7 protein-coding genes are annotated in these 12,298 nt (G+C 44.9%); 6 read left to right on the top strand and 1 reads right to left on the bottom strand.

The features are described from left to right. The first annotated feature begins 59 nt into the window (after positions 1-59). From tmpT to ACOJR9_RS07055, 4 genes are all read left to right on the top strand, one after another. Complete coding sequence (tmpT, locus tag ACOJR9_RS07070; protein WP_420935602.1) at positions 60-710, top strand: thiopurine S-methyltransferase; 651 nt, start codon at positions 60-62, stop codon at positions 708-710. A gap of 729 nt (positions 711-1,439) precedes the next feature. Next, positions 1,440-4,808 (top strand): family 16 glycosylhydrolase, encoded by a 3,369-nt coding sequence (locus ACOJR9_RS07065; RefSeq protein ID WP_420935601.1) that lies wholly within the window; start codon positions 1,440-1,442, stop codon positions 4,806-4,808. 11 nt (positions 4,809-4,819) lie between these two features. Continuing rightward, positions 4,820-7,567 (top strand): TonB-dependent receptor, encoded by a 2,748-nt coding sequence (locus ACOJR9_RS07060; protein ID WP_420935600.1) that lies wholly within the window; start codon positions 4,820-4,822, stop codon positions 7,565-7,567. A gap of 109 nt (positions 7,568-7,676) precedes the next feature. Continuing rightward, positions 7,677-8,978, top strand: a complete 1,302-nt coding sequence (locus tag ACOJR9_RS07055; RefSeq protein ID WP_420935599.1) for a glycoside hydrolase family 2 TIM barrel-domain containing protein — start codon at positions 7,677-7,679, stop codon at positions 8,976-8,978. Between the two features lie 19 nt (positions 8,979-8,997). Here the strand turns inward: ACOJR9_RS07055 and ACOJR9_RS07050 are convergent, their stop codons facing one another. Continuing rightward, positions 8,998-10,284: a DUF445 domain-containing protein gene (locus ACOJR9_RS07050; RefSeq protein ID WP_420935598.1), complete on the bottom strand. Its 1,287-nt coding sequence runs from the start codon at positions 10,282-10,284 to the stop codon at positions 8,998-9,000. A 591-nt stretch (positions 10,285-10,875) separates the two neighbouring features. Between ACOJR9_RS07050 and ACOJR9_RS07045 the strand changes: the two genes are divergently transcribed. Both ACOJR9_RS07045 and ACOJR9_RS07040 read left to right on the top strand, forming a co-directional pair. Then, the gene (locus ACOJR9_RS07045) at positions 10,876-11,547 is read left to right on the top strand and encodes a hypothetical protein (RefSeq protein WP_420935597.1); all 672 of its coding nucleotides are present in this window, start codon (positions 10,876-10,878) and stop codon (positions 11,545-11,547) included. Between the two features lie 29 nt (positions 11,548-11,576). Further along, a complete protein-coding gene (locus tag ACOJR9_RS07040; protein ID WP_420935596.1) occupies positions 11,577-12,131 on the top strand; it encodes a sugar O-acetyltransferase in 555 nt (184 codons plus the stop codon). Positions 12,132-12,298 lie beyond the last annotated feature (167 nt).

Here is a 12,298-nt window from a genome sequence, read left to right as displayed (position 1 = left end):
ATGAGCGCTATATATTTATGCGCTCTCACTTTCAAGGGTATTACTTAAAAGGCACTACCATGGAACATAGCTTTTGGCACAGCAAATGGCAGAATAATGAAATTGGGTTTCATGAACCCACAGGTAATGCCTTGTTGGTGAAGTACAGCCATGTTTTATTAGGCCCACATGATAGTAAAGCCTCACTAAAGCGAATTTTTGTACCCTTATGTGGAAAAACTAAAGATATTGGTTGGCTGCTGTCCAAAGGCTGCCAAGTTGTCGGCGCAGAATTAAGCGAGGTCGCTGTGACACAGCTATTTAACGATCTCGACATTACTCCTATGATCACCTCAGCATCAAAGGGGAAAGTATTTTCTGCACCAAACCTTACCATTTTTGTTGGTGATATTTTTGCACTAGGTCGTGATGACATTGGCAACGTAACCGGTGTTTATGATAGAGCAGCGTTAGTTGCTTTACCCGACGAACTGCGCCGTAAGTACGCTAACCACCTTATTGATATTACGCATAACGCCCCGCAATTAGTGATTACATTTGACTATGACCAAAGCAAACTGCCTGGTCCTCCTTTTTGCGTGAATGACGAAATGGTTGCTGATATGTATGCTAGCAATTATGCAATTTCGCAGCTTGAGCGCTGTAATGTAGAAGGCGGTTTAAAAAGAAAAGTGAAAGCAGACAGCCTGGTTTTTAGTCTCAGTCTTTAGGCTTATACTTTAATCTTGGTGTTTGGTTCTCGGTTCAAGCTCTGTCTGCATTTAAGCACTAGCGATAACGCGTTCATGCTATATGGTCACACATAAGTATCGTAAGTAGTGTATTCATGAGTACATTCGATGTTAGTTTGTTGATACCCAAGCTAGTCGTCTCCTAATCTAGGCCTCTCCAGCCCACAGTTAAACGCGTTTTTTATTAAAATCTAGGTCATTTTCTTATTTAATTCTTTTCAAGAGCCTTGTTAAGCTGGCTTAGTTATATTCAAACCCGCGTTTTGCCTTTTCTATAATTAACGCAAAATCAGCAATTTAGACTTAAGTCTACATTTCCACACATGTAAACAAAATGTAATAAAGCATTGTTTGCACAATTACCACCGTGAACTAATATCAAAATCAGAAAACCACGATAGTTAGTATTCTGAAAAGCGTTGCTCTTTGTACGAGCGCTTAATGTTCGCTGAATATTAGGGCGTAATGTGTTCTGCCGATGCGCTAACACTTAAACGCAATTCTATTCTTCAGCATTCGCAGTTGTCTGATTGAGCCTGTGTGCTTAATTTCAACCTGTTGGTGAACAAACCACTTAGTCGTTGTTTTCATTAACCTTCATTGAAAGCCACAGTGAAGGAAAACGCACCTTCACTGTGGCTGTCACATTGACAGTTGCACCAACACACGAGATTGAAAACACACTACGCACTTTAAGAGAAATGCCGCATGAACACTAACAAAACCTGGTTTAGCCTTGCATTTATTGTAAGCAGCACATTAATACTGAGCGGATGTCAAAACGACGATGAGGCCATTGGAGGTACTTTAGAAAACCCTCCGGCCCCCACATCAGCCAATTATGAATTAATCTGGGCTGACGAGTTTGATGGCAATGCCCTTGACACAAGTAAATGGGAAGTTCAGATAGGAGACGGGGCCTCTGAAGGGCTGCCAGCAGGATGGGGTAATAACGAGCAGCAATACTACACTGCAGACAACATTACTATTGAAGACGGTGTGCTTGTCATAGAAGCTCGCGTAGGCGACTCACCAGACGCTAATTTTGCATTTACTTCAGGTCGTCTTCGTACTCAGGGAATTCTAGATTTTACTTACGGACGAATTGAAGCACGTATTCAAGTACCTGAAGGCCTTGGTCTATGGCCGGCATTCTGGACGCTGGGAAGCGATCCTTCTCCCTATGGAGCATGGGCAGCAAAAGGCGAAATAGACATTATGGAATCCTTTGGACAAGCCACGCCTTTCATAGCAGGTACTGTCCACTACGGTCAAAGCTTCCCTTTAAATGAAAGCGCTACCAAAACCTTTGAAATCGATCCCACCGATGGGTTTCATGACTACGCTGTAGAGTGGGATTCGCAACGAATACGCTGGTTTGTTGATGGCGTTCACTACTTCACAGTCAGTCGAGATACGTATTGGAATTATTACTTCAAAAACCAGATGGAAGGGTTTCTAGCCGGAGAGGAAGACGCTCCCTTTAACGAAGATCAACACATTATTCTAAACCTTGCCGTTGGTGGCAATCCAGCAGGCACACCAAATCCTAACGACACCAATGTATTTCCAGGGCAAATGCTCGTGGACTATGTACGTGTTTATCAGTGTCCGCTTCCCCCCGTAAACGATGGATTAGGGTGCGAAAATAGTATTGACCAAGTTGACCCCTTCATCATTACGCAAGGCGGCGATGGCACCCCACCTGCGCAGAACGTAGAAATAAACAGCTTTAGTTTATACGACAACGGCCCTAGCGTACTCTTCCCTGATAGTAATAGCGAGCGCCCTTTAGGTATTGGCGTTTTCGACAATAACGGTGCACTTACCGTATCCGAAGTTGAGGCTGCAGACGCAGAAAGAGGCACCGTCATTGAAGTTGTCACGTCTGGCGGCGGCAATATCCAAATTAATGACCCAGAAGGCAATACCTTTGAATTGTTTGGCATGGGTAGAGCGGATAATAATGAATTCTTTGGCGGCGAACTCACCTTTGACGTTTTTGTAGACAGTGAGTCTACAGAGGCCACCCTACTGCAGGTAGGTGTTGACAGCGGCTTTCCAAATATTGGCTTTACACAGATACCTTTGAGCGACTTACCACAGGACGAATGGACGTCGGTCTCCCTTGCGTTAAGCGACGTTATTCAAAGCAATATAGGCGCCTTTGGTGGCGGCCCTCTTAATATTGAACAGGTTCTCAACCTTATTGTGCTCGAACCCGTGGGTGGCGGTGCTCGCATGCAGTTCGACAACATTAACTTAGTCTGTGGGGCGCCTTCCTCGAAGCCATGCGGCATTGTCAGTATCACGACTGTGGCGCAAAACGTGTTTATTGATAGCGTCGACCCTTTATGGGACTTTGGCATTGGCGCAGGAGACAGTGGCTCAGGGTTTGCCACCTACACCGATGGCAATAATCCAGATGGTGAGAACAAAATAGAGTGGGAAGTGATAACGGCCAATGATGCCGCTCGCGACCAAGTCATAGAGATTACCTTCAATGGTGATGGAGAGAGCGGCGTTTGGTTTATCGCTACCGAGCCAGTTAACCTCTCAGGCTATAACCGCGGTGCTGTGGTATTTGATATATTTGTTTCAGATTTTGGCAGTGACACCAACACCATAACAATGCAAATAGACTGTGTATTCCCCTGTACAAGCGGCCCACAAGATATAGGTCGCCCTGGTGATGGCGAATGGCAAGAAATTGAAATTCCACTGAGCCAGCTTATTAATAGTGGACTCAATACCGCCAATGTAAGCGCGGGTTTAGTGTTAGCCACCACCGATGTTAATGCGACTTCAACATTTACTATTGATAACGTGCGCTGGGAGCCGACCACCGACATTGAAGAGGTAGAAGTGTTGCCCTTAGGTTTCTTTGCAGACTTTGAAGGCGTTGACGGGAGCGGCGCAGCGTTAGGTGGAAACTGGCAAAGCTTTGGCACCGTTTTTGATGCGAACGGCGGGTTTGTTTACAACTACGGACAACCCTTTGCAACACCATTGAACAGCAACAGCTTTGCCAATATCACCACTGATCAAGGTGGCGCTGAACAAGGCGCACAACAGTTGGTTATTTTTAACGACTACAATAACCAAGACCATGGTAATGGTTTGCTTATACAAGCAGCGACTTTCCAGCAAGTCACGTTAAGTGCAGACGATACAGGTATATACACCTTTAGCTTTGATGCAAGAGCCCCTAGTGAAGGTGCTATTGCCGAACCCACCGTTGCAACTGCTTACGTACAAACCTTAGATCCATCAAACGGTTTTGCTACTACAGCACGTGTGGAAATCGATTTATCCACAGTTTCAAGTTCAGATTGGCAAACCTACAGCGTTGATTTCAATATTAACGGTGAGGCCATGGCTGGACAGTTGTTAGAGTTTGGTTTTACAAACCGTACTACTGGCTTTGCTCCATCGGCAATTGTCGTTGATAACGTAGGCTTCAACTTGGCTGTTGGTGGGATAAACTACACCAGCGACTTTGAAAGTGGCGACCCAAACGGTGGTGAGATTGGTGATAACTGGTTAAGTTTTGCTGCGGTATTTGGGGCGGATGGTAATTTTGCCTATAGCTATGGGCCATTCCCATCACCAAACAACACTGGCGGATTTACCAGCTATGCCTCAGGCGAAGCCACAGAGAGCCAGGGTACTCAGTATCTGAATGTGTTCAGCGATTACAATAACGCCGACCATGGCAACGGGCTCACAATCGAAGCTGCAAGTTTTCAGGAGCGTATCTTCTCTGCATCTGATGCCGGCGAGTATTCGTTTTCGTTCGATGCTAAAGCTCCTTTTGAAGGTGGTATTGCCCCACCCACCACAGCGTACGCCTACATTCGCGTACTCGACCCTAACAATGGATTTGCCTCTTCCGTTGATATTAGAGTGAACTTGAGCGAAGTCAGCAACAGTGAATGGGCTCGCTTTACTGTGCAGGCGACGCTTGAAGACAGCTTAGACGGTCAAATACTTCAGTTTGGGTTCTCAAACTCAGCCACCAACTACAACCCCAGCGGCATTTTCTACGACAACGTAGCATTTTCCCGAGCTGAGTGAGGAGAGACGCAATGAAATATTTCAATAAAAATGTATCGAGCGCGGAGCAAGGGTTCATGAATACTGCCACAACAAAGGTTCATTTCGCCAGCAAACTGCTTTTGATGGCTGCAGTTGCTCTAATGACCTGCAGTTCGCTAGCAGCGCAGGAAGCTGAAGGCGAGCAAGATAAAAAAGACGCTGACGTAGAGCGAATCATTGTCACTGTAGAGCGCAGAACTCAAGATTTGCAAGACTTAGCGGGTACTGCCTTTGCCTTTTCTGGGGAAGATTTGAAAGCACAGGGCATTCAAGATATTACTGATATTGCCGAATCTATCCCCGGTCTTGAAATTGGTAATAATCAAGGCAACGTGGAGGTGTGGATCAGAGGTATCGGCAGCTCTAACAACACCGAGCTTGGCGACCCTGCCGCTGCAACTCACTTAGACGGTGTCTATATCCCTCGCCCCTCAGGCATTGGTTCTGCCTTTTTTGACATATCGAGAGTGGAAGTAAACGTTGGCCCGCAGGGTACATTGCGCGGGCGTAACGCCACCGCCGGCTCGGTAAACATCATTCCTTGGCGACCGGCCTTGAATCAGTGGAATGGAAGTGCAGAAGTGGAGGTGGGTAATTATAATCAGCGCTCTATAACGGGTGCGCTTAACATTCCTGCTACCGACAAACTCGCTTTTCGCATTGCCGGCACTAAAGTGGATCACGACTCGTATTATAACGATGTCGGCCCGTTAGGTTTAGAGCTTGCTGAAGCAGCAGATAACCTTGGACTGCGTTTTCAAGCGCTGTATGAGCCCACGGATGACTTAAGTATTTACCTTTCTTATGATTACGCTCGGGAACAAGGAACTGGGTATACTGGAACTAACTTTGCCCTACCACTGGGGTTAGGAATTGACCCAGATGATATTGAAGACCCTCGAGATGTAGTAGGAAGAGGCTTCACTCCAATTCAAGACACCATTCACGATGGTTTTAAAATTGAAGTGACGTGGGATATGGGTAAAGCCTTACTCGAGTACAACGGCAGTTATCGAGACTTAATCTACGACTATCAAGCCGCCACACCGCTGTCACCTGATTTTCCTGGCGTATTTGAAGCACTCGATCCATTAGATCAGGCGATAGATGACTTTTCACGCTTTCAATTCTTAACCGACTCAGAATCGATTATTCACGAGCTGCGTTTGTTATCTGATGATGATACCAGCCGTTTAACCTACACCGCAGGGATCTTCCTATTTAATGAGAGGCAGCAAACATTTCTAGCATCGGCTGGCGATAGAGGCGGCTTTTTCCAAGGGGCAGAATTTAATCAACCTAATACAGATACCGATTCATTTTCTGTTTACGGTGATGCCACCTATGAGTTTAGTGCAGACACTCGCTTAACCCTCGGACTTCGTTATACTGAAGACACAAAAACCCGACAAGGTGTGAATGCCCGCTACGCGTTTGCACTGGGTGGGTTTGATGTCAATACCGGCAACCCGTTTGGTTGCTGTATGGGAGCTCGCGTTGGCACCGAAGGATTTGCGTTTGCAGGATTTGGACGCTCTATTTATGAGCCTGACCAAGATGGTGACGGCGCAGTATCCGATGCTGAATTTTTAAACTTTTACTTCGACGGTATTGCTCAGTTTGGCGAACGAGACACCCTTGATGATATTTTTGCTAACGGCATTACTCCGGGCGGCGCAGACGTACGCCCTGCGTGTTCAGATAGCGACGTTACCGACAATCTCATTTGTAACCAAGACGGCACCCACTCGTTTGCTGTGCCTATTTCGCCAAATAACTCCATTACGGTTCAAGACGGACGCATTGACAATAGCTTTGTCGACTGGCGGATACGTATTGAGCACGACCTAAACAACGATCAGCTTGTGTATGGATTAATTGCAACCGGCCACAAATCTGGCGGCTTTAACGATACGTTTAGCGATCCAACCACTGGGCTCACTTTAGCGCCAACTTATCAAGAAGAAAGCGTTACCTTGTTTGAGTTTGGCTCAAAAAATGAGTTTGATTTGGGCGACGTGCCCACCACATTTAATTTTTCAGCGTTTTATAACGACTATCGCGATCAGGTATTTACTAACCTACTCTCTGTAGAACAGGCTCTTGAATTCAATTCAGGCGCTCCCGTAGACCCCCTTGACGCAACGCCAGGCGCACTGGTGGTATCGTTTAGCTTCAACGCCGCAGATTCAGCCATTTATGGTATGCAGTTTGATGGAAAGTTTGAGCTTCCCTACGATATGAACCTTAATTGGACAGCGTTGTGGCTTGAGGCTGAAATTGAAGACAGCCAGGATATTCAAGACTCTCGCTTTCAAGCAGATGTGGCACCTGATGAAGCCGTGTTTCAGTCCATTGACGGTAACCGACTGCCACGCACGCCTCGTTTCCAACTTAATGCAAGTTTAAGCCAGGTTTTCGATATAAGCTCTGGCACCATTGATTACGTAATATCTGCAGGCTGGCGGGATGAACAATTCCTTACCATTTTTAACAGCATTGACTATCAAAACCCTGACAACCCGCGCCGCCGTTTAGATGACAGCGTGGACGCTTATTGGACTGTTGACGCTGGTTTAGGTTATACCCACGGCGATGGTGCACTCAGATTCGAAGCATTCGCAAATAATCTATTTGATGAGGTTCGTACTGCGGCAACCATTATTACCCAATTTGATAATACCCGCTTTTTCACGCGTCCCAGAACCTTTGGTGTGCGCATGCGCTACGCGTACTAATTAGGGTTTGTGTAGTCTAAAAATTAACTACGGATGCGACCCCCTCATTAGGGCGTCGCATCGTTTACCTGTAATGTAAAGTCGCTAGACACGCTTAAGGAGTGACGCAGTGACCATACTTCATCGTTTACATACATATTTTGTAATCACTGTATTAGCACTATTTTCACCTTGCCTTTTTGCCGAAGCTATCCACGTAGAGGTAGCTAAAGCCTCAGACGGAGGCTATGTGTTAACGCGGGCGGGTAAACATTATCTGGTGAAAGGTGCGGGTGCCGATGGCGCTGATTTAAAAACCCTAAAGGCGCATGGCGCTAACTCTGTTCGCACCTGGTCTATTGATGGCGGCGTTTATCCAGCAAAAGCGCTTTTAGATAAGGCTCACGAATTAGGGATGACGGTGTCTTTAGGAATAGATTTTGCCCGGGAGCGCCACGGTTTTGATTACGATGATTCATCTGCGGTGGCAGCACAATTAGAGCAGGTGAAATCAGAAGTAATGAAATATAAAGACCACCCTGCCCTACTCACATGGTTTATTGGTAACGAATTGAACTTCGATTTCACTAACCCTAAGGTTTACGACGCGGTAAACCAAACCGCAAAAATGATTAAGAGCCTAGACCCACACCACCCTACTACCACAACGCTGGCTGGCTTTGACAAAAAAGCCATGGATGCTGTTACCCAGCGAGCAACAGCATTGGACTTCATTAGCTTTCAGCTTTATGCCGATGTGGTAAACCTACCCAAATATATCGAGTCTTACGGCTACACTGGCCCCTATATGATCACCGAATGGGGCGCGGTAGGCCACTGGGAAGTGTATAAAACAAAATGGGGAGCTCCTGTAGAAACAACAAGCTCTGAAAAGGCCAGTAACTATGCCAAAAGCTATTTAAAAGCCATTCAGCCCCATGCTAAGCAAGTCATAGGCAACTATGTGTTTTTATGGGGTCAAAAACAAGAACGCACCAGCACCTGGTACGGTATGTTTTTAGACTCAGGCGAGCGCACAGAAGCCGTTGATGTAATGCAATATATATGGACGGGTGAGTGGCCAGAAAATCGAGCCCCTAGGGTGAGTCCTATTGGCTTAGATGGCAAGGTAGCCTTTGACAACGTGTATCTTTTAATGGGTGATAAGTACGAAGCAACTCTCAATGCAGTAGACCCAGATAAAGACCCACTAACCTTCAAGTGGGAAATAAGAAAGGAATCGACAGCAACACAAGTAGGCGGCGATAAAGAGGAAGTCCCTGAGATTGTGGATGGATTGATTAAAGATACTTCTGTTCAAAAAATTGAATTTGAAGCACCTACAACACCAGGGGCCTATCGTTTATACGCCTATGTCTATGATGGAAACGGTAACGCCGCACACGCAAATATTCCGTTTTTTGTGAAGTGAGTCGCTTAACGGTTAACTATCACAAACCAATGAGCATCTCTATGCCAAACAGTATTGCGCCAATTACCCCACCCACAATAGTGCCATTGATACGCACTTTTTGAAGGTCTCTGCCTATATTCAGCTCTACCTGCGCTGCCATGTCCTCTTCATCCCAACTGTTGATTGTGTCTCTAATATGTCGGGTAAGAAACTCGGCTAGCTCGGGCGCCATATATTTTGCAGCCTCGCCGATATGCTGATTGAATGAATGGGATAATTGGCTATCGTTTCGTAAAGAAACCCCTAAATCTTGCAATAACCCTGCAACCTTTTGCTCTGCTTTACCCTCATTTTCTTCAAGGGATTTTAGCAGCCACAGGTTAAACCGTTGCCACGAGTTATGAAGATAATTCTTTAGCGCAGGGTCGTTGATAACCTTTTCTCTGAATCCGTTTACTTTTTGCTCCATTTCAGGACTGTGCTGCAGGTCGTGTAAGAACTCATTGACCTGCTCGTCAAATGCATGCCTTATTGGATGATCTTCGTCCTGATAAATATCCTCTAAAATAGATGATACAGCCTTTACCGCTATTAACGCGCCCTGCTCGCTTATCCAACTGGAAGGTAATATCTTCTCAAGTCTGCTGTATTCTGTCTTAAGCCATATCACCAGCGTATCAGCAATATATTCCTGCGTGTCGGGTTGGCTAAGCAACCCCGCTAATTTACCGAGAAGCCTATCGAGCATGACTTGGTGTTGGCGCTCTTTGGTCACAGCACCTAAAGAGGTAGCGATTAATTGGTTTAAGTCGAGATTTTTCAGCCCTTTCTCAGCCGTTTTAGCAATAAAGGCCTTCACTGGTTGGTCATCTAATACTCGCAACATGCCGCTTATTGCGTCGCACAAAAATCGGCTTAGCTTTTGCGCATTCTGTGGTATTGCTAACCACCGGCCCGCACCTTGAGCAGGGTTACTTTCACTGATCAGCTTTTCAATTGCTTGAGGATTAAAAAATTTTTCCTTTACGAATTCAGAGAGGTTATTGGCAATAGCGTTTTTATTATTCGCCACAATGTTGGTGTGTGGAATTGGATAAGATGAAGGAATAGGTTTGAACAACGCAGTGACGGCAAACCAATCGGCTAGCCCACCGACTAACGCTGCTTCACTTGCCATTTTGATAAGCCCCAACCACCAAGTATGTGCAATATCAGGCTGATATTTCTGGGTGAGAATAGAGATCATAAAAACACCCGCCGCAAACAGTAAACATGCCAATGCCTGACGCTTAGCTCTGTGTAGCTGATACTGCTTATCTTGCATGCCGTTTCCTTTAAACCATGGACCGTTAAAACGCATAAAACACGCACAGGGGCATATTCGTTAAGGCAGTCAAAAAGTTAACTTTTCTATTTTCTTTATCACTATCTGTATATGAGATTATGCAATCTACAGACCCATTATCAGCAACAGCAAGTGCCTGAGGTACTTTTACCGTCATAACATTTGCTTACTAGCACTTTATTAACACCGCAAATGCCACTGAAACGCTTACATTATGCTTAACCTTACAAAAATGAACATCTACACCTGCACACATCATCGCCACAAATAGCAAAAAAACTCACTATTTAGCCCCTTTGCTAATTTAATAATCAAACCCGCGACAACAATCAGTCATCCACCAACCAATAAAACCATAAGCCCTTGTTTTTAAAATATTTTATTAATTGGCACATTAAATGATTAAAACACAACATGAGTTAAGGGCTACGCAAGAGCTAGCCAACAGTTCACTAACAGTTAAGTTTTAGCGAGATAGTAAAGACGTAATATTTACATCATTATGTACTGCTTTACGCCACCAGCTTTCTCGATTTTAATATTACATTACAGATCCTCAAAGGAATCAAAATGAACAAGTCTTTTATCGCCGGTGCCATGATTGTAGTAAGTACAACGCTTCTAAGCGGCTGTATTATTCACGTAGGTAACGCAAGTGCTATGGATGGAAACGACGTGAGTACGATGCTTGGTAGCGTTAATATCGCCAGCGGTAAGCATGCCGGTGATATATCATCAATCAATGGCAACGTAGATATTGATGAGCATGGCAGCGCTGAGGACATCAGCATAGTAAACGGCAATTTAGATATGGAAAGTTACGTTACGGTAAGAAGAATTGATGTTGTAAACGGTGATATTTTCGCTGCATCTCATGTCACTGTAACGAAAGATGTAGAAACGGTGAACGGCGATATATCCTTTGATCCTCATGGTAAAATAGGTGGAAATATAGAAACGGTAAATGGCGACATTCATATTACCGACGTGACAATTGAAAAAGACATCACTACGGTGAACGGCGACATTAATGTTGAAGGCGACAGCGTTATCTTTGGCGATATCGTTTATAAAAGCAGTGACAGCAAATGGATAGACGAAGATGACCATATGCCCACACTTACCATAGGGACTAATGTGACATTGCACGGATCTATAATATTAGAGCGGCCGATTGAGCTGAAGATAGAAAACCAAGACATTAAAGAAAAGGTTGTTGTAAGCTACGCCGACGCGAAATAACCATATCCCCATACAGGCGCTAGTTTCACATGACTGAACAAGAAAAAATGCTCGCAGGCGAGCTTTATTTCCCTTCTGATAAACACCTTACGGCACGTCGTAAAGACTGCCGTAAGCAATTAGATATTCTCAATAGTACGTGTCAGACTGAACACAAAAAGCGCACACAATTGCTTAAAGCCCTGTTCGCTAAAACGGGCAAGCGTCTGTATATTGAGTCTTCGTTTAAATGTGATTACGGCGAGAATATTGTTGTGGGTGAGAATTTCTATGCCAATTTCAATTGCGTTATTTTAGACGCCGCCAAGGTCACTATTGGCGATAACTGTATGCTTGCGCCACAAGTTGGTATTTATACCGCCACACATCCAATAGACCCAGTTCAGCGAGCCACCGGCATTGAATTAGCAAAACCAATCACGCTTGGCGACAACTGTTGGGTAGGTGGAATGGCCGTAATAAACCCCGGTGTTACGCTTGGTAATAATGTGGTGGTTGCATCGGGTGCTGTGGTCACCAAATCCTTTGGTGATAACGTAATTATTAGCGGTAATCCTGCCCGCGTTATTAAATCAATTGATTAAAAGTTAGGTCAGTAAATAGTGAGTCAGACAAAACACTGCTGATAAAAAGCACACATTATTTAAGGTGATATTTTGAGCAAAATGCGTGATGATTAATGTAGAAAGGTAAATCTAAGTATCAGATCATTCGTTGATGATAATGGCTTTCGCAGGTACAGATAACTTTG

This window comes from Alteromonas ulvae, assembly GCF_048987005.1.
Lineage (GTDB): Bacteria > Pseudomonadota > Gammaproteobacteria > Enterobacterales > Alteromonadaceae > Alteromonas.
Note: the sequence above shows the minus strand (reverse complement) of the source record. Positions and strands in the feature narration are given on the sequence as shown.